The following is a 16,946-nucleotide window of genomic DNA, read 5'->3' on the forward strand; positions in this document are numbered from 1 at the left end:
AATGATTTCTGCCGTTAGCAGCGTTTTCAGTGGGCTATCCGGCATATTTGGCAAGAAGCGCAAAAATCCCACGCCTCGCGACAATATCATGTCGCAAGCCGCTGGCGTTCGCGAGGCTTCTGAGGCTTACGGGTTTAACCCCCTGACCTTGCTGCAATACGGCCAGCCCGGCGGCACCGGGCTGGCCAATAACGGCCCGCCTCTCGCCTCGTTCGACATGCTCACTCAAGGTTTCCGGGAAATCGGTGACATTACCTCTGGTGACGCTGAGCGTCGTCGCCAGCAGGAAGAGCTTAAGCTTGATCTCGCCAAGCTTGAAATCGAGCGTCTTAAGGCCGGTAAAGCTGCGGACGCGGTTGGCGGCGTTTCGCCTCTTGGGCGAAACGCTTCTATGCAGGTGCAATCCAATGTTGCAGATGCTCCACCGCGCATTTCCAGCAATCCTGAAAGAACATCAGTCCAGATTGGGGGAATTAATTCAATTCCTGATACTGGCTGGTCTGATGCTGAGGAAATTGAAAAGCGTGGCGGCGATGTTGCCTCGTGGATTTATGGTCTTGGTGTCATAGGCGCCGATGCATGGAACACGTTTTCAACTCACGCTGAACGCCGTGCTGTTAAGTCTGAGGCGGCTGGCGTTCCTCGCAAAACATGGGGCGGCCTTGGCCGCGCCATTGGTGTTGCGGATAATTCATCCGACAATCCGCGCGATTGGTCTGCTTACAGGCTGCGACAGGAGTTTGGTGCCGCGCCTGATGGTTATACCGATGATGACCGCCCCTTCTGGAAAGTCGGAAACGGCATTTCCACAACGCCCCCCAATAAACGAAAGGTGCAATGATGGCACGTCAATCTACAACCCCCGTTACCTTCAATCGCACTGTTCGTCCTGATCAGTCGGTTACTATGACCTCCGGCCGCGCCGGTAAGGTCGTTCCTGTCGGCTATATCCCACTGCTTGCTGGTGACAGTTGCGGCGGTCAGGCTGGTATTGACCTTGAGCTGCGCGAGATGCCGAAACCGCTTCTGAACGGCGTCACTGCGAACGTTCAAGCGTGGTTCGTTCCAAAATCGGCCCATCCGCAATTCTCCGGAATGGATGAATTGCTCCATGCCCGCACTGGCGAGCCTATCAAGTTTCTTGGTGGCGCTGGTAAGACGCAGCGTACTCCTCCTGCGTTCTTTCATCAGGCCACCGGTGCCAACCTTACGGCTGCAATGAATTCAGAGCTGTTCAAGTCGCTCGGCATTCATGTTGTTCCATCGGCCCCGATTAACACGGATCTGATTGACGCGTTCAACCGCCGCATCTCATCGGGAAGCAACCCGCCATAACGCTTCTTCCAGTTGAAGTATGTGGCCTGGCTGATCCCCGCCTTGCGGCAGATCTCGGCAACAGGCGTGCCTTCCTCGCCCTGCTTCAGAATGAACGCCTTCTGCGCTTCCGTGAACTTCGATGCCTTCATCGTCTTCAGCTCCTCTCCCAGCCAGGGAATACGGCGGGCATCAACTGTTCAATGCCCGCGTGTTCTTTGAGGCGCAGGACGGCGGCATGAGGCCGGGCAAGGCCGGTGTGGCCTTCCAGCTTGATGCGCTACCCGAGTTCGCCCGCGCCGTGACCGCTGCGCTTGATGAGGCACAGGTGCGAGGGCTTGTGAAGTGATCGAGGAAACCATTCGCCACAAAGAGCGAGTCTACCTGGCCGGGCACGGCTTGGTTGTCACCGATATGATGCACGCAATCGCTGCTGCTGTGGCGCTTTTAGATCATGTTCAAGATCGGCTTTTGGATATTCCAGAACACGAATTGAGCGATCAGACCCCGCGCCTTTTCGCGGAGTTCGATCAGGCTTGCGCAGATGTCACCGCCGCATTGCTTATTCGCAGAGGTCTGCGCAGTGGTTCATCCCGCCGGGGTTTGTTGATCACCTTCACGTGCTGGGGGCGGTGTTGGAGCGCGGGGCCGAAACTGAGGGGCAAGAAGCCGAATGGCAGGCGCTGAATGATGCTGTGGTCCAGGTGCAAGGGCTGCTGGCTCAAGGCAAGGTCGGGGGCTTCTATGTCTCAAGGCGTGCCCGCGATCCGGGCATGTTCCGCTTGCCGGATCATTTCTGGCTGCTGGCCGAGGGCACCACGGCGCTCTTGTGTGGCGAGTTTCACGACATGGGGCAGCCCAGCCCGCTGTTGTTTCAGCGGGGGGTGATCGAGGCCGCTCTGATGGCCCAGCCGGGGGCAGGTTCGCAGGCGAAGGGTGGCAGGCCGCGCAAGGTCGATGCCGCTCTTGCTGTTTATGCGGCGATCTATCCCGCCGGGCACGAGGCCGCAGGGGTCACATGGAAAGAGGCTGTCGCGCGAGTGTCGTCGGAAACTGGCGAGAGAATTGCAGTCGGAACCCTGCGGGATGCGCTGAAAACCACCCGATAACCCGCTCAAAACTACCGAAACCCGGCTCTCGGGTTTTTGGAGTTTTAGAGGGCTGCACTGTGCGCTGCCGTCCGGCGCAAACTTTGAACATCCGTCAAACAACGAGAGGATAAATCATGCTTGAGAAGCACCACAGAATGCCCGCCGTGGTCGAGGCGACCGGCCTGAGCCGCACCACGCTGTACGAAATGATGAAGGAGGGCACGTTCCCGAAGCCGGTCAAGCTGTCGTCGCGGGCAATCGCCTGGCCGGAAAGCGTCCTGAAAACGTGGATGGAGGAACGGGCAAACCTGTCCGCGTAATAGAAAGCCCCGCCATCATGGGCGGGGCGAGGCTTCCGGTCTGACAGCCAAAGGATAGCCCGGCCCGCTCACTGGCGCAACGAGCAGTGGGGATAAGACCAATGACAGATGCCGAACGCATCACCCGCGCCCTGAGTGGCCGCTGGCATGGCCGTTACGGCACAGCCATGTGCCCGGCGCACCAGAACACCCGAAGCCCGGCCCTGAGCCTGTCCTGTGGCAAGGATGGGCGGTTGTTGGCGCGATGCCACGCCGGTTGCAGCTTCACGTCCATATTGGACGCCCTGCGCGGACTGGGCCTGATCGAGGGGCAAAGTCACTTCGCGCCGCCCAGTGCCGCCGATCTGGCCCGCATCCGGGCGGCAGAGGAAGCAGAGGCCGAGAAGCGTGAAGCGCAAGGGATGGGTGTCCCGTTTCATCCCCGGCCGTGATGACCGTCTCACCTTCACCAACCCGGCCGATCCCGCATCGGACAAGGCGATGCGCGTTCTGTCCTATAGCGGGGATGCCGCCATTCTGATCCCGGTCGACGGGGTTGTCGATCACGCTGGAAGCCGACTTCTGCATAGAGGCTGTGAAGGCGGCGCTGGTTCACAACGGCACACCCTAGATATTCAACATGGAGCATGGTCGCGCCATCGGTTCGAGCGGCCATGCGACGTCAGGGCAGTCAGTTTACCTCCACCGAATTCATCAAGGTGCTGGCCGCGCGCGAAATCAAAATCAGCATGGATGGCAAAAGCGCCTGGCGAGACAACGTCTTCGTCGACCGCCTCTGGCGAACCATCAAATACGAGGAGGTCTACCTGCGGGCCTACGGGTCTGATAAAATTCGGGGAGACATCGAGAGACGCAACCTCCGCCCATGATACCGATGCGAAAGAACCGAAGGGTGCGCAAGGCTGTCGACATGAGCATCTACACCCTGCACAAAGTGGGCGAGTGCTGCTTCAACAAGCTGAAAAAAAGCCGTCGGCTGGCAAACCGCTACGACAAAACCGCCGAAAGCTTTCTCGGCTTCATCGACGTCGCCTGCATCAGGATATGGCTCCGCCAGTTTTGCTGAACGGCAAGCCAAGGGACAGTTTGGCAATATGCTCAAAGCCATGCAGTCCGGCTTCGCAACCGCACGGCAGTGCGTCACCACGGGTGTAAGGTTGATCCATCCCACTGACTAAATAACCCAACCAGGCGGGACTGCATCTGTCCCCGCCAAGGCCGTTCGTAGCCCCGAATTCAGAGATCCCGGTAGGAATGCGCGCGCCCCTGCGGATCGGTAACGGTCCAGCTGCCATCCCCGTGGTCTTGCAGATAGCCAGGGCCAACCGGAACCTTTCCAAAGCCGCCGGGGATATCCAGGACATAGGTCGGCAGCGCAGTGCCGGAGATTCGTCCGCGCAAAGCGGCCATGATCTCCTGCCCCTCGTGCAGGCTCAGACGGAAATGGCCGGTGCCTTTTGCGAGATCGGGGTGATGCAGGTAATAGGGCTTCACCCGGTTGCGGATCAAAGTACGGAACAACTGCTCCAGCGTGTCGGGATCGGCATTGATCCCCTTCAGCAGCACCGTCTGCGACAAGAGCGGCACGCCCGCCCGGGTCAGCCGTGCGAGTGCCGCGCTGGCGGCAGGGGTAATTTCGTCGGCATGGTTCGTATGCAGCACGAGCCAGACCACCGGGCGGACCTGCATCGCCCTTGTCAGGTCTTCGGTAATCTTCTCCGGCGCCACGACCGGGATGCGGGTATGGAAGCGGATCACCTCGACGCTTGGGATCTCTGCCAGTCGGGCCAGCATATCCTTCAGGCGCCGCGCGGACAGGGTCAGCGGGTCGCCGCCGGTCAGGATCACCTCCCAGATCTGCGGATGGTCGCGCAGATAGTCTTGTACGCGGATGAATTCCGCCTCCTCGAGCTGACCGTTTTCCCCCACCGCCTCCCGTCGGAAGCAAAAGCGGCAATAGACCTCGCAGATCTGGGTCGTGTGCAGGATCACGCGGTCCGGGTAGCGATGCGTCAGGCCGGGCACCGGGCGATGCACGTCATCCCCGATCGGGTCGATCAGCTCTTCCGGGAGGATGGTCAGCTCGCGCGGATCAGGGAGAAATTGCGCCAGGACAGCGTCAGATCCGATCTGCCGCATTCCGGGGCTCAGCCGCACCCGGAATTCCGCCGCAACCTGTTCAAGTTCTGCCCATTGAGCCACGGGGCTCAGACCCTCGCGGATCAGCCCGTCAACAGTGGTCAGCGCGCTCTGAGCCTGCGCCTTGCCGGGGGGAGACTGGTCATTCATGGCGCGGGCAATAGCCTCACCCGCGCCTCACGGCAAGCGCGCGCTTTAGTGCAGCCACAGTTCCGCCGTCACCTTGCGCCATTCCGCCGGCCCGATCTGCCGGCGATGGGTGAAGCGCACCGAATGCAGCGGCCCTTCGATGTTCGACTGCCAGTATTCAATGAAGCGAAACAGTTCCGGGTAGTCCGGCGCCAGATCATAGGTCTGCCAGATGAACGTGTTGAGCACCGACCGATAATCCGGCATCCGGTAGAAAATCTCGGCCGTGGTGAGCCCGTAGCCTTGCAGCATGAGGCTGGTTTCGCAGTGCTGCCCCTCACCTGCCCGCCCCTCACCTGCCCGCCCCTCACCCGCACGTCCCTCACCTGCCCGCCCGTCGCCGATCCGCCCGTCGCCTTCTTTCATGTCCTGTGCCTCCGTTCGTCCTCCCGTTCAGGAAAGCATGACAGAGATGAATATAAGGTCAATAAAATCAACGATCTGTCACTCACCTCGCCCCTGTGATGACAGCAAAGATGACAGAAGACCGCACCGACCATTTCACCGACCATTGCTCCCACCATTGCACCCAATGGCTGGTATGGTGTAACTTCTGCCCAACTAAATGCGGGCCAGGGGACATGTCCCCGAAAGGCCCGGCCGTGACAAAGAAGGCGTACCGTGTCAGACACTCCGGAAGATATTGAAAACGCAGGTGAAACTCCTGAGAAGCCGGTCTATCACGGCCCGCAGGTCGATATCACCCAGGAGATGCGGACCGCCTATCTCGACTACGCGATGTCGGTTATTGTCAGCCGTGCGATCCCCGATCTGCGCGACGGGCTGAAGCCGGTGCATCGCCGCGTGCTGTTCGCGATGCACGAAAGCAACAACACCCATGACAAGCCCTATCGCAAATCGGCCCGTCCGGTCGGTGACACGATGGGGAAATACCACCCGCATGGCGACAGCTCGATTTACGACGCGCTGGTGCGGATGGCGCAGCCCTTCAGCATGTCGCTGAAACTCCTTGATGGGCAAGGGAATTTCGGCTCGATGGATGGCGATCCGCCGGCGGCGATGCGCTATACCGAAGTGCGGATGGACAAGCCCGCCGCCTTTCTGCTGGCCGATATCGACAAAGATACGGTCGATTTCCAGGACAATTACGACGGCAAGGACCGCGAGCCGACGGTGCTTCCCTCCCGCTACCCGAACATGCTGGTCAACGGCACCGAAGGTATCGCGGTCGGCATGGCGACGCGGATCCCGCCGCACAACCTCGGCGAGGTTATCGACGCCACGCTGGCCATGATAGAAAACCCGGATATCTCCATGGAATCGCTCATGGAAATGCTTCCGGCGCCCGATTTTCCGACCGGGGGTCTGATCCTTGGTCGTTCGGGCGCGCGCAAGGCCTATCTCGAAGGGCGCGGCTCGGTGATCATCCGGGCGAAAACCCATGTCGAAGAGCTGCGCAAAGACCGCTGGGCAATCATCGTCGACGAGATCCCCTATCAGGTCAACAAGGCCTCGATGATCGAGAAAATCGCCGAAGCGGTGCGCGACAAGCGGATCGACGGGATCTCCTCGATCGCCGACGAGTCGGACCGTGTCGGCGTGCGGGTGGTGATCGAGCTGAAACGCGATGCCACACCCGATGTCGTGCTGAACCAGCTCTGGCGGTTCTCGCCGATGCAGGTGCATTTCGGCTGCAATATGCTGGCGCTGGTGGGCGGCAAGCCCGAGACCCTGACGCTTCGGGATTTTCTTAGCCATTTCCTTGTGTTCCGCGAAGAAGTTGTCGCACGTCGCACCGCTTTCGAACTGCGGAAAGCGCGCGAGCGCAGCCATATCCTTTGCGGTCTCGCGGTCGCGGTATCGAATGTCGATGAGGTTGTGGCGACGATCCGCTCCTCTGCCGATCCGGCCGAGGCGCGCGAGCGGCTGATGACCCGCAACTGGCCCGCGCATGATATCGCGGCCTATATCCGGCTGATCGACGATCCCGGTCATAAGATGAACGAGGATGGAACCTATAATCTCTCGGAGACCCAGGCCCGGGCGATCCTTGAGCTGCGCCTGCAGCGTCTGACCGCGCTCGGGGTCAAGGAGGTCACCGACGAGCTGGAAGAACTTGCCGGTAAGATCAAGGATTTCCTCGATATTCTCTCGTCTCGGGATCGGATCATGGGGATCATTTCCGATGAGTTGACCGAGGTTCGCTCGCTCTTTGCTGTGCCGCGCCGCACCCAGATCGCCGATTGGGAAGGCGATATGGATGACGAGGATCTGATCGAGCGCGAGGATATGGTCGTGACCATCACCTCGGGCGGTTACATCAAGCGCACGCCGCTGGCAGAGTTCCGCCAGCAGAACCGTGGCGGCAAGGGTCTGTCTTCCATGCAGACCAAGGAAGATGACGTCGTCACAACGCTTTTCGTAGCGAATTCGCATACCTGGCTCTTGTTCTTTACAACTTCCGGCATGGTCTACAAGCTCAAGACCTGGCGGCTTCCGGTGGCGGGCCGCAATGCCAAAGGTAAGGCACTGGTCAATATCCTGCCGATCGAACCCGGCGTTTCCATCGCCGCGCTGATGCCGGTCGATGTGCCGGAAGATGAGTGGGACAAGCTGCAAATTGTCTTCGCGACCTCGGATGGCGATGTGCGGCAGAATGATCTGTCGGACTTCACCAATGTGATGCGCAATGGCAAGATCGCGATGAAACTGCCTGAAAACGTTACACTTGTGAACGCAGCCATCGCCGATGAGAATGACGATGTCATGCTGGTGACGGCTTCGGGCCGCGCCATCCGCTTCTCGACGCAAGAGATCCGCGTGTTCAAATCGCGCGGCTCGACCGGTGTGCGCGGCATCCGCCTGAATGGCGAGGATAAGGTCGTCTCGATGTCGATCATCCGCCATTTCGAGGCAGATCCGGCCGAACGCGCCGCCTATCTGAAGCAGCGCCGCCTTGTCGCGGGTGTGACCGAAGAGATCGAGGCGGATGACGAGGAAGAGGCCGCAGCGGGCCAGCTTTCGCCCGAGCGTTATGCTGAAATGTCGGCGGCCGAGGATCTGATCCTCACCATCACCGCGCGCGGTCTCGGCAAGCTCTCGTCCAGCCATGACTACCCGGTGCGCGGGCGTGGCGGCCAGGGCGTGACAGCCTTCGCCAAATCCATGCCCGGCGGGCCGCTGGTGGCCTCCTTCCCGGTCGATCTTTCCGACCAGATCATGCTCGCGACCTCGTCCGGACAGTCGATCCGGGTGCCGGTGGACCAGATTTCTTTCCGCTCGCGGTCGGCTGGTGGCGTGAAGGTGCTGAACACCGGCGGCGAGGAAGAGGTGGTTTCGGTCGCCCGCATCGCCGAGCAGGAGGGTGTCGAAGCCCCGGACATGACGGTTCCCGATACGCCGTCCTCCGATACGCCGGCCCCTGACGTGCCGCCCGAGACCGCTCCGGAATGATGTGACAGCCCGCCCCTGTGGCGGGCCGTTTCATTTTAACCCGATGGTAAATCTTCGCTGTTTCACTCGATGCGGGCGGATGGCCCGAGGGAGGAAGCGGTGCATCTTTACCATTGCCTGATCGAGCTGCGGCCAGAGGCACGGGCCCTGGCATTCGCGGCTGCCGTCGCCGCCTGGATGGATCATCTGCGTGGCAAGGGCCTGGTGAGCGACTGGCGGCTTCTGCGTCGCAAACTGGGACTGGCCTCGGGGCAGCATACCGATTTCCTGCTGGAGATTGAGCTGCCTGGCCTTGCCGGCCTCGACACAGCTTTCGCCGGTCTCGCTGCCAGCGATGATGAGGCGCTGCGCCGCTACGACCAGATGCATGGCATGATCGCCCATGCCGATATCGGTCTCTACCGGCCCTGGCCCGATCCTGCGCAACGCGAACGTGTCGCCCTGATCTGAGGAGTTGAACTGTCGCCCTGGCAGGGCTACATCGCGAGCCATGGAAAAGCTCCACATCATCGGCGGCGGCATGGCCGGATCCGAGGCCGCCTGGCAGGCGGCCGAGGCCGGCGTCCCGGTCGTCCTGCACGAAATGCGCCCCTCTGTGGGCACTTTCGCGCATCGCACCGGCGACTTCGCCGAAATGGTCTGCTCGAACTCCTTCCGCTCGGATGATGATGAACGGAATGCCGTCGGCCTGCTGCATTGGGAAATGCAGGCGGCGGGCGGGTTGATCATGGAAATGGCCCGCCGTCACCGCCTGCCGGCAGGTGGCGCACTTGCTGTTGACCGCGACGCCTTTTCGGCTTCGGTGACAGAACGGCTGCGCGCGCATCCGATGATTTCATTCGACCCCGGTGAGATCCGTGCCCTTCCCGAAGATGGTCACTGGATCATCGCGACCGGCCCGCTGACCTCCGGCGCCCTGGCAGAAGCAATCCGCGCCGAAACCGGAGCAGACAGCCTCGCCTTTTTCGACGCCATCGCGCCTATCGTCTACGCGGAATCGGTCGATATGTCGGTCGCCTGGCGCCAGTCGCGCTATGACAAGGGCGAGACTGAAGAGGAACAAAAGGCCTATCTCAATTGCCCGATGACGCGGGAGCAATATGAGGCTTTCATCGACGCGCTGCTCGCCGCCGAGAAAACCGAATTCCATGAAGGTGAAACGGCGGGCTATTTCGATGGCTGCCTGCCGATCGAGGTCATGGCCGAACGCGGGCGCGAAACGCTGCGCTTTGGCCCGATGAAGCCGGTCGGCCTGACCAATGAACATGATCCCGAAACCAAAGCCTATGCGGTGGTTCAGCTGCGCCGCGACAATGCGCTCGGGACGCTCTATAATATCGTGGGCTTCCAGACCAAGATGAAATACGGCGCGCAAACTGCTGTTTTCAAAATGATTCCAGGCCTTGAGAATGCATCATTTGCCCGTCTCGGCGGCATCCATCGCAATACATTCATCAACTCGCCGACGCTGCTTGATGACCGGATGCGACTGAAGTCGCGGCCGAATATCCGTTTCGCCGGCCAGATCACCGGGGTCGAGGGTTATGTCGAATCCTCGGCAATGGGCCTGCTCGCCGGCCGTATGGCAGCAGCGGAAATCAAGGGCCAGGATCTGCCGCCACCGCCTGCGGACACTGCGATGGGCGCGCTTATCACCCATATCACCGGTGGTGCCGAGGCAAAGACATTCCAGCCAATGAATGTCAATTTCGGCCTCTTCCCCCCGATTGACGCCAAAGGCGGGCGCCGGGGTCGCAAGGATCGCTACAAGGCCTATACCGATCGCGCGAAAGACGCTTTCACAGAATGGCTCGGGTAACCCGCTTCGCGCCGTCGCCAACCGGGCCGCTCCATCTGGGCCATGCTTTCGCCGCGCTGACCGCCGCCGCGCGCGGAGATCGCTTTCTTCTCAGGATCGAGGATATCGACACCGCCCGCGCGCGGCCCGATTATGAGGCCGCCGTCTTTGACGATCTCAGCTGGCTGGGACTGCACTGGGAAACCCCGGTCCTGCGGCAGTCAGAGCGCCTCAACCTGTACCGTCAAGCCGTTGATAAGCTGACAGAAACCGGCATGACCTATCATTGCATCTGTACCAGGGGTGATATTCGCGCCTCTCTGTCGGCGCCACAGGAAGGCGCGCCTGTGACCGGGCCGGATGGACCGGTCTATCCCGGCACCTGCCGCCATGCCGGTCATAAGGACGGCGCGATCCGCCTCGATATGGCGAAAGCCATGGCGCGTGCCGGCGACGTCACCTTCACCGATAGCGGTCGCCGGCCGGGCCTTCATTGCCGCAATGCTGCGCAGATGGTCGCTGAGATCGGCGATATTGTTCTGGCGCGCCGCGACATAGGGACCTCTTATCACATTGCCGTCGTGACCGATGATGCTGCCCAGGGCATCACCGAAATCACCCGTGGCGAAGACCTGTTCGAGGCCACCTTCATCCATGCGCTGCTGATCCGCCTGCTCGGCCTGCCACAACCACTCTGGCACCATCACCGCCTGATCCGTGACGACAGCGGCAAACGGCTCGCCAAGCGCGATGACGCCCGGGCGCTGGCAAAATACCGCGAGGATGGTGCCACGCCCGGTGATATCCGCGAGATGCTCGGCCTGCCCGTTTCCCCTGACTGAAATACGCCTGCCGGAGGCGCAGACCAGCCTCAGCGGACCGGCTGCATCAGCTCAACCTCATCCCCGGTCTCGACCCCGGTATAAAAACAGGACCGCCGGTTGGTATGGCAGGCCGGTCCGGTCTGATCCACGAGCGCCAGCAGACAGTCACGATCACAATCCACCCGCAGCCCGACCAGCCGCTGCACATGGCCCGAGCTTTCCCCCTTGATCCAGAATGCCTGGCGCGAGCGCGACCAATAGGTCACCCTGCCCGTCTCCAGCGTCTTCGCCACGGCTGCCGCGTTCATCCAGGCCAGCATCAGCACCTCGCCTGTGTCATGCTGCTGGGCGATGCAGGCCACCAGCCCATTGGCATCGAATTTCAGACTGGCGGGATCAAAGCTCATGGTCTTCTCCTTGGCGCGGGCGCTCTGTCCGATTACATAGACGTCAGGCAAGGCAAGCCACAAGGGCAGCCTATCGGCAAAGGCGACAGCGATGAGCGACAGCGATCTGATCTCGCTATATTCCGGTAAGATTCTCGACCTGGCTGCGAATATCCCGCTGGCCGGACGGCTTGATGCGCCACAGGGCAGCGCGAAAAAGCGCTCCCCCACCTGCGGATCGACCGTGACGGTCGATCTGACACTGCAGGACGGACGGGTTGCGGATTATGCGCAAGAGGTGCGGGCCTGTGCCCTCGGCCAGGCCTCTGCCGCGATTTTTGGCCGTGCCGTAATCGGGCGCAGCGCTCAGGAGCTCCATCAGGTCCGCGACGCCGTTGCTGCCATGCTGAAAGACGGCGCCGAACCGCCGCCCGCGCCTTTCGATCTTTACGCGGTGCTGACCCCGGCGCGGGAGTTTCGCAATCGTCACGCCTCGATCCTGCTGGTGCTCGACGCCGCCTGCGAAGCCGTCGACAAAGCCCGGCAGGCCTAAAAAAAACCGCCGCGCGTCGGGATACGACGGCGGCGGAAGTCAAGCGTGTCTGGGACATGCGGGGATCTGCGGGACAGGTGCAGATCAGGGGCCTTCGGATCGGGACAGAGAAGGCCGGTGCATGTCAGGGGTCAGACCGCAGGCAGAAACTCGGATGCGCTTAACCAGCGACGGGCAGCGCGAGCGCAACAAACAAAAGTGCGAAGAGAGCGAATACGCCAAGAATATCCTCGGCCGCGCGGATATCTGCGCTGCGGCGAACGGCTTTCAGTCGGGCGATCATCTTCACTTCCTCCTGCTCTCTGTTTTGTTGCCCTATTGTTCTCATATGATTCATGAGTAGTAAAGAACTAAAGTGGAACATTCGCGAACATAACAGGTTTCAGGTGTTGCACCTTATGCGGAGGCTGCCTCCGCGCCCCCGAATACGGGTTCAGCCGACCGTCAAAAGCCGGATCGCCCGGTCCTGATCCAGCAGCCACAAAAGATGTCGTGCCGCCTTACCACGCGGGCTGTCGAGCGTCGGATCATCGTGCAAAAGCTTGCGCGCATCCGATTGCGCCACCGCCATCAGCGCCGATTGCCGTTCCAGATCGGCGACGCGAAATCTGGGCAGGCCCGATTGCGCGGTGCCGATCAGATCCCCGGCACCGCGCATCGCGAGATCTTCCTCGGCGATACGGAAACCGTCTTCGGTATCGCGCAGGGTCTTGAGACGACGCTCGCCGCTTTCGCTCAGCGGCGGCTGATACATCATCAGGCAGGTCGATTCCGCCGCTCCCCGGCCGACCCGCCCCCGGAGCTGATGCAACTGCGCAAGTCCAAAGGTCTCGGCGCGTTCGATCACCATGATCGAGGCGTTGGGCACGTTGACCCCGACCTCGATCACCGTCGTCGCGACCAGAACGCCGGTCTCGCCAGCGACAAACCGCGCCATAGCGGCATCCTTGGCCGCGGGCGGCATCTGGCCATGGACCAGCCCGACCCGCCCCTCACCCAAAGCGGCGCGCAGATGGGCAAACCGCTCCTCGGCCGAGGCCAGATCAACGAGCTCGCTTTCCTCAACCAGCGGGCAGACCCAATAGGCCTGACGCCCGCCCGCCACCGCCTGGGCCAGATGGGCCACCACCTCGTCGATCCGGCTTGTGGTGACCAGCACCGTCCTGACCGGTTTGCGGCCCGGCGGTTTTTCATCCAGCACCGAGACATCCATATCGCCGTAAGAGGCCAAAGCAAGGCTGCGTGGAATCGGTGTCGCGGTCATCACCAGCACATCCGCCGCCTCGCCCTTGGCGCCCAGCTCCATCCGCTGCGCCACGCCAAAGCGATGCTGTTCATCGATCACCGCGAGACGAAGATTATGAAAGACCACATCTTTCTGGAAAACCGCATGGGTGCCGACCAGGATCTGGATCTCTCCGGCCGCAAGAGCCGCCAGTTTGGCCACCCGTTCACTGCCCCGGTCGCGTCCGGTCAGAAGCTCCATCCGGATGCCGGCCTGGCCTGCAAGATCCGCCAGCCCCTCATAATGCTGGCGCGCGAGGATCTCGGTCGGGGCCATCAGCACACCCTGCCCGCCCGCCTCGACCGCAACCGCCAGCGCCATCAGCGCCACGAGCGTTTTCCCGGCGCCAACATCGCCCTGCAACAGCCGGTTCATCCGCAACGGCGCGGCCATGTCTGCGGCGATCTCGGTCACCGCACGCTCCTGCGCGGCTGTGGGCCGATAGGGAAAGCCGGCTAAAAGCCGCGCGCGCAGGCCTCCATCGCCCCGGCTCTGCATCCCGCGCCCGCGCCGCATCCGCGCCCGCGCAAGCGACAGCGTCAGCTGATGCGCGAAAAGTTCATCATAGGCGAGCCTTGCCCTGGCCGGATCTTCCGCCGCCAGATCCTGCGCGCTTGCGGGACGATGGGCCTGCGCGATCGCGGCAGACCAGGCGGGCCATCCCTCGCGCGCCATCAGCCCGGGGTCGATCCATTCCGCCAGATCCGGCAGCCGCGCCAGCGCTGACACCATCGCTTTTTGCACTGTTTTCTGCGTGATACCTGCCGTCAGCGGATAGACCGGCTCCCATCCCGGCAGGTTTCCCGCCTCTTCCGGCGCCAGCATGTGATCAGGATGCACGATGCGGATCGCAAAATCAGTGGCCTCGGCCTTGCCGGAAATCACACGGCGCGCGCCCTCCGGCAGGATGCGCTGCAAATAGTCGCCACGCGCGTGGAAGAAGACCAGTTCCAGCGCAGCGCCCTCATCGTCGCGGCACTGCACCACTGTCGGCGCCGAACGGGTGCGCCCCGGTTGATGGCGCAGCACCTCGACCGCGATGGTCACAGTTGTGGGCAAAACATAGTCGCGAATGCCGGCGCGCAGACTGCGGTCGATGCCGCTGTAAGGCAGCAGGTACAAAAGATCCTTCGGGCGGCTGACCGCCAGCCCCTCAAACGCCTTCGCGCTTTTCGCACCGACGCCGTCCAGCGTCTCCAGATTCGCGAAAAGCGGAAAGAGCGCCTCAGGACGGCTCATGCGCCGGTATCTCCTGGCTGACCAGCCGCCAGATCACCGATCAACACGAGCCAGCCATCCTCGTCGAGCGTGCGGATGTTTAGCTTTGCCGCTTCCTTCAGCTTGGAGCCGGCGCCGGGCCCGGCCACCAGAAGATCGGTTTTGGCTGAAACCGAGCCGGCAACCTTCGCCCCGAGCGATTCTGCGCGGGCCTTAGCCTCGGCCCGGGTCATTTTCTCAAGCGAGCCTGTAAAAACGACGGTCAGGCCCGCCACCGGGCTTTGAGTCGCCCGTTTCGCAGGCGGCGTGATCTCTTTAAGCTGAGCCACGAGATCATCGACCGCCTGGCGCTCATGCCCGCCAGGCGCCAGCGCGGTCACCAGCGAGACCGCCAGAACCGCGCCGATCCCGTCGATCGACAAAAGCTCCTGCCAGGCGACAAGCGTCGCCGGGTCCAGCGGATCCTGATCCCAGATCACCGCACGGGCCTTTGCCGGCTGCGCCCGCCGCCCCGCGTCACGGGCGGCGATACGCTCTTCCGCCTCAGCCTCATCCGCCGCGATCTGGCGCAAAGCGGCCGGATGGGCGATGTCGATGGCCGATGCCAGGGTGGTCCAGGACTGGTAGTGCCGCGCCAGATCGCGCGCCGCCACCTCACCGACATCACGGATGCCAAGCGCGAAGAGCAAGCGTTCAAATCCGATCGTCCGGCGTTCGTCGATCGCGGCCCAGAGCTTCCTGACCGAGGTCTCGCCAAACCCATCACGGTTCTTCAGCTTTTGCAGCGGGTTAGCAGTGTCACGAGCCTCAAGCGTAAAGATATCAGCCGGCGTTTTCACTGGCAAAAGGTCATCGAGATAGAACAGCTCAACCTGTTTCGCGCCGAGGCCCTCGATGTCAAACGCGTTGCGGCTGACAAAATGTTTCAGCCTTTCGACACCTTGCGCGGGACAGATCAGTCCGCCAGTGCAGCGACGCACGGAGTCTTCGGGGGCACGGATCGCCGGGCTGCCGCATTGCGGACAGGTCTCGGGGAAGGCATAGGGGATCGCGCCTTCGGGCCGTTTCGTAAGATCGACATCCGCGATCTTCGGGATCACATCACCGGCGCGGTAGACCTGGACGAAATCGCCGATCCGGATATCCTTGCCGCCGCGGATCTCTTCGCCGGCCGAGTTGCGGCCATGGATGTAATCCTCATTATGCAGCGTGGCGTTCGAGACCACCACACCGGCCACCGTCACCGGCACCAGCCGTGCAACCGGCGAGAGTGCGCCGGTGCGGCCGACCTGAATGTCGATGGCCTCAAGCCAGGTCCAGGCGAGTTCGGCCGGGAATTTATGCGCAATCGCCCAGCGGGGCGTGGTGGAGCGAAACCCCAGCCGCGCCTGCAGCGCCAGATCGTCAACCTTATAGACCACGCCGTCGATGTCATAGCCAAGCCCGGCCCGCAATTCACCGATATGGCGATACTGCGCCAGCATGTCCTCTGGCCCCGCACAAAGCCGCGTCAGGGGATTGGTCTGGAACCCCAGTTCCGCGAGGCGCCGGATCGCGCCCGACTGGCTGTTGGCGAGGGGCGCCGACACCTCCCCCCAGGCATAGGCGAAGAATTTGAGCGGGCGGCTCGCGGTGATCCGCGCATCGAGCTGGCGCAGACTGCCAGCGGCCGCATTGCGCGGATTGGCGAAGGTTTTTTCCCCCAGTTCTGCCTGGCGGCTGTTCAGCGCCGCGAAATCGCCATGGGACATATAGACCTCGCCCCGCACCTCCATAATGTCCGGGGCCCCGGAAACCATATGCGGGATATCGGCAATCGTGAGGGCATTCGCGGTCACGTTCTCGCCCGTTGCGCCATCGCCCCTGGTCGCGGCCTGGACCAGCCGCCCCGATTCGTAGCGCAAGGAAAGCGAGAGCCCGTCGATCTTCGGCTCTGCAGTATAGCTCACCCCGCCGGAATGGTTGAGGAAGGACCGCACCCGGTCGTCGAAATCCGAGACATCGCTGTCATCGAACGCATTTTCGAGACTGAGCATTGCGACGCGATGCGAAACCTTGCCAAACCCTTCCGCCGGCGCCGCGCCAATCTGATCACTGGCGCTGTCAGCCCGTTTCATCGCGGGAAAGCGCGCCTCGATCGCCGCATTGCGGCGCTTCAGCTGATCATATTCCGCATCGCTGATCACCGGAGCATCTTCAGCGTGATAGGCATGATTCGCGCCGGCAAGCTGTTGCGCCAGCATATTCAGCTCGGCCAGGGCCTCTGCTTCACTGAGATCTTCGACTGCTCTGGCTTCCATTGCCCCCTCCGCCCGGCTCGGCCCGAACCTAGGACCTGACCATCAGGAGGTAAAGCACCTCACGCGCCTGGCACCGGCTCAGCCGTGCCGAACCCCGTCACTCCGCGAGCGCAGG

At 62.1% G+C, this 16,946-nt stretch carries 18 protein-coding genes and 3 pseudogenes; 14 read left to right on the forward strand and 7 right to left on the reverse strand.

Annotation, left to right across the window (positions count from 1 at the left end; all coding sequences use genetic code 11):
• Nucleotide 1 precedes the first annotated feature (1 nt).
• Together QNO18_RS12580 and QNO18_RS12585 are read left to right on the forward strand one after the other, a co-directional pair.
• Entirely contained in the window at nt 2-841 is an 840-nt protein-coding gene (locus QNO18_RS12580; protein ID WP_283177934.1) for a hypothetical protein, read from the forward strand.
• The gene (locus QNO18_RS12585) at nt 841-1,335 is read left to right on the forward strand and encodes a hypothetical protein (protein WP_283178838.1); all 495 of its coding nucleotides are present in this window, start codon (nt 841-843) and stop codon (nt 1,333-1,335) included. The genes QNO18_RS12580 and QNO18_RS12585 overlap by 1 nt, the downstream gene beginning before the upstream one ends.
• Here the strand turns inward: QNO18_RS12585 and QNO18_RS12590 are convergent.
• Nucleotides 1,299-1,466 (reverse strand): annotated as a pseudogene (locus QNO18_RS12590) (transposase); the annotation flags it as partial. The gene QNO18_RS12585 and the pseudogene QNO18_RS12590 overlap by 37 nt on opposite strands.
• Here QNO18_RS12590 and QNO18_RS12595 point away from each other — a divergent pair.
• The 7 genes and pseudogenes from QNO18_RS12595 to QNO18_RS12625 all read left to right on the forward strand — a co-directional run.
• On the forward strand, nt 1,457-1,663 hold the full coding sequence (locus QNO18_RS12595) for a PC4/YdbC family ssDNA-binding protein (RefSeq protein WP_283177935.1): 207 nt from the start codon (nt 1,457-1,459) through the stop codon (nt 1,661-1,663). The pseudogene QNO18_RS12590 and the gene QNO18_RS12595 overlap by 10 nt on opposite strands.
• Nucleotides 1,660-2,001 carry a hypothetical protein gene (locus QNO18_RS12600; protein ID WP_283177936.1) on the forward strand — a complete coding sequence of 114 codons (342 nt, stop codon included), beginning with the start codon at nt 1,660-1,662 and terminating at the stop codon, nt 1,999-2,001. Before QNO18_RS12595 ends, QNO18_RS12600 begins: the two co-directional genes overlap by 4 nt.
• Before the next feature lie 8 nt (nt 2,002-2,009).
• Nucleotides 2,010-2,423 carry a hypothetical protein gene (locus tag QNO18_RS12605; protein ID WP_283177937.1) on the forward strand — a complete coding sequence of 138 codons (414 nt, stop codon included), beginning with the start codon at nt 2,010-2,012 and terminating at the stop codon, nt 2,421-2,423.
• A 116-nt stretch (nt 2,424-2,539) separates the two neighbouring features.
• Nucleotides 2,540-2,725: an AlpA family transcriptional regulator gene (locus QNO18_RS12610; RefSeq protein ID WP_283177938.1), complete on the forward strand. Its 186-nt coding sequence runs from the start codon at nt 2,540-2,542 to the stop codon at nt 2,723-2,725.
• Between the two features lie 101 nt (nt 2,726-2,826).
• Nucleotides 2,827-3,156, forward strand: coding sequence for a hypothetical protein (locus QNO18_RS12615; RefSeq protein ID WP_283177939.1), 330 nt, complete (start codon nt 2,827-2,829; stop codon nt 3,154-3,156).
• 104 nt (nt 3,157-3,260) lie between these two features.
• A pseudogene (locus tag QNO18_RS12620) lies at nt 3,261-3,549 on the forward strand (hypothetical protein); the annotation flags it as partial.
• Nucleotides 3,535-3,791, forward strand: a pseudogene (locus QNO18_RS12625) (transposase); the annotation flags it as partial. The pseudogenes QNO18_RS12620 and QNO18_RS12625, both read left to right, overlap by 15 nt.
• A gap of 170 nt (nt 3,792-3,961) precedes the next feature.
• On the opposite strand, the gene QNO18_RS12630 reads toward QNO18_RS12625, so the two are convergent.
• Nucleotides 3,962-5,014 (reverse strand): lysine-2,3-aminomutase-like protein, encoded by a 1,053-nt coding sequence (locus QNO18_RS12630; protein ID WP_283177940.1) that lies wholly within the window; start codon nt 5,012-5,014, stop codon nt 3,962-3,964.
• 45 nt (nt 5,015-5,059) lie between these two features.
• Nucleotides 5,060-5,305, reverse strand: coding sequence for an usg protein (locus QNO18_RS12635; protein WP_283178797.1), 246 nt, complete (start codon nt 5,303-5,305; stop codon nt 5,060-5,062).
• Nucleotides 5,306-5,695: 390 nt separating this feature from the next.
• Here QNO18_RS12635 and gyrA point away from each other — a divergent pair, with 390 nt between their 5' ends.
• The 4 genes from gyrA to gluQRS all read left to right on the forward strand — a co-directional run bounded on the left by gyrA (nt 5,696) and on the right by gluQRS (nt 11,107).
• A complete protein-coding gene (gene gyrA, locus QNO18_RS12640) occupies nt 5,696-8,467 on the forward strand; it encodes a DNA gyrase subunit A (protein ID WP_283178798.1) in 2,772 nt (923 codons plus the stop codon).
• Between the two features lie 99 nt (nt 8,468-8,566).
• Nucleotides 8,567-8,917: a DUF6614 family protein gene (locus QNO18_RS12645; protein WP_283177941.1), complete on the forward strand. Its 351-nt coding sequence runs from the start codon at nt 8,567-8,569 to the stop codon at nt 8,915-8,917.
• Between the two features lie 40 nt (nt 8,918-8,957).
• On the forward strand, nt 8,958-10,286 hold the full coding sequence (gene trmFO, locus QNO18_RS12650; protein ID WP_283177942.1) for a methylenetetrahydrofolate--tRNA-(uracil(54)-C(5))-methyltransferase (FADH(2)-oxidizing) TrmFO: 1,329 nt from the start codon (nt 8,958-8,960) through the stop codon (nt 10,284-10,286).
• On the forward strand, nt 10,274-11,107 hold the full coding sequence (gluQRS, locus tag QNO18_RS12655; RefSeq protein ID WP_283177943.1) for a tRNA glutamyl-Q(34) synthetase GluQRS: 834 nt from the start codon (nt 10,274-10,276) through the stop codon (nt 11,105-11,107). Before trmFO ends, gluQRS begins: the two co-directional genes overlap by 13 nt.
• A gap of 29 nt (nt 11,108-11,136) precedes the next feature.
• On the opposite strand, the gene hisI is transcribed toward gluQRS, so the two are convergent.
• A complete protein-coding gene (gene hisI, locus QNO18_RS12660) occupies nt 11,137-11,496 on the reverse strand; it encodes a phosphoribosyl-AMP cyclohydrolase (RefSeq protein ID WP_283177944.1) in 360 nt (119 codons plus the stop codon).
• Nucleotides 11,497-11,587: 91 nt separating this feature from the next.
• Here hisI and QNO18_RS12665 point away from each other — a divergent pair, with 91 nt between their 5' ends.
• Complete coding sequence (locus tag QNO18_RS12665) at nt 11,588-12,028, forward strand: iron-sulfur cluster assembly scaffold protein (RefSeq protein WP_283177945.1); 441 nt, start codon at nt 11,588-11,590, stop codon at nt 12,026-12,028.
• Nucleotides 12,029-12,188: 160 nt separating this feature from the next.
• Here QNO18_RS12665 and QNO18_RS12670 read toward each other — a convergent pair whose 3' ends face one another.
• The 3 genes from QNO18_RS12670 to ligA all read right to left on the reverse strand — a co-directional run bounded on the left by QNO18_RS12670 (nt 12,189) and on the right by ligA (nt 16,831).
• Nucleotides 12,189-12,311 (reverse strand): hypothetical protein, encoded by a 123-nt coding sequence (locus QNO18_RS12670; protein ID WP_283177946.1) that lies wholly within the window; start codon nt 12,309-12,311, stop codon nt 12,189-12,191.
• A 150-nt stretch (nt 12,312-12,461) separates the two neighbouring features.
• Complete coding sequence (recG, locus tag QNO18_RS12675) at nt 12,462-14,552, reverse strand: ATP-dependent DNA helicase RecG (RefSeq protein WP_283177947.1); 2,091 nt, start codon at nt 14,550-14,552, stop codon at nt 12,462-12,464.
• A complete protein-coding gene (gene ligA, locus QNO18_RS12680; protein WP_283177948.1) occupies nt 14,549-16,831 on the reverse strand; it encodes an NAD-dependent DNA ligase LigA in 2,283 nt (760 codons plus the stop codon). The genes recG and ligA overlap by 4 nt, the downstream gene beginning before the upstream one ends.
• Between the last annotated feature and the right edge of the window lie 115 nt (nt 16,832-16,946).

Source organism: Gemmobacter sp. 24YEA27 (assembly GCF_030052995.1).
Taxonomy (GTDB): Bacteria; Pseudomonadota; Alphaproteobacteria; order Rhodobacterales; family Rhodobacteraceae; genus Pseudogemmobacter.

Excerpts from the sequence above, each read along its gene's own strand:
- hisI (WP_283177944.1), bottom strand. The coding sequence starts at position 11,496 with ATGAGCTTTGATCCCGCCAGTCTGAAATTCGATGCCAATGGGCTGGTG.
- QNO18_RS12670 (WP_283177946.1), bottom strand. The coding sequence starts at position 12,311 with ATGATCGCCCGACTGAAAGCCGTTCGCCGCAGCGCAGATATCCGCGCG.
- trmFO (WP_283177942.1), top strand. The coding sequence starts at position 8,958 with ATGGAAAAGCTCCACATCATCGGCGGCGGCATGGCCGGATCCGAGGCC.
- QNO18_RS12610 (WP_283177938.1), top strand. The coding sequence starts at position 2,540 with ATGCTTGAGAAGCACCACAGAATGCCCGCCGTGGTCGAGGCGACCGGC.
- QNO18_RS12630 (WP_283177940.1), bottom strand. The coding sequence starts at position 5,014 with ATGAATGACCAGTCTCCCCCCGGCAAGGCGCAGGCTCAGAGCGCGCTG.
- gluQRS (WP_283177943.1), top strand. The coding sequence starts at position 10,274 with ATGGCTCGGGTAACCCGCTTCGCGCCGTCGCCAACCGGGCCGCTCCAT.
- QNO18_RS12595 (WP_283177935.1), top strand. The coding sequence starts at position 1,457 with ATGCCTTCATCGTCTTCAGCTCCTCTCCCAGCCAGGGAATACGGCGGG.
- QNO18_RS12635 (WP_283178797.1), bottom strand. The coding sequence starts at position 5,305 with ATGCTGCAAGGCTACGGGCTCACCACGGCCGAGATTTTCTACCGGATG.
- QNO18_RS12585 (WP_283178838.1), top strand. The coding sequence starts at position 841 with ATGGCACGTCAATCTACAACCCCCGTTACCTTCAATCGCACTGTTCGT.
- QNO18_RS12615 (WP_283177939.1), top strand. The coding sequence starts at position 2,827 with ATGACAGATGCCGAACGCATCACCCGCGCCCTGAGTGGCCGCTGGCAT.
- ligA (WP_283177948.1), bottom strand. The coding sequence starts at position 16,831 with ATGGAAGCCAGAGCAGTCGAAGATCTCAGTGAAGCAGAGGCCCTGGCC.
- recG (WP_283177947.1), bottom strand. The coding sequence starts at position 14,552 with ATGAGCCGTCCTGAGGCGCTCTTTCCGCTTTTCGCGAATCTGGAGACG.
- QNO18_RS12580 (WP_283177934.1), top strand. The coding sequence starts at position 2 with ATGATTTCTGCCGTTAGCAGCGTTTTCAGTGGGCTATCCGGCATATTT.
- QNO18_RS12665 (WP_283177945.1), top strand. The coding sequence starts at position 11,588 with ATGAGCGACAGCGATCTGATCTCGCTATATTCCGGTAAGATTCTCGAC.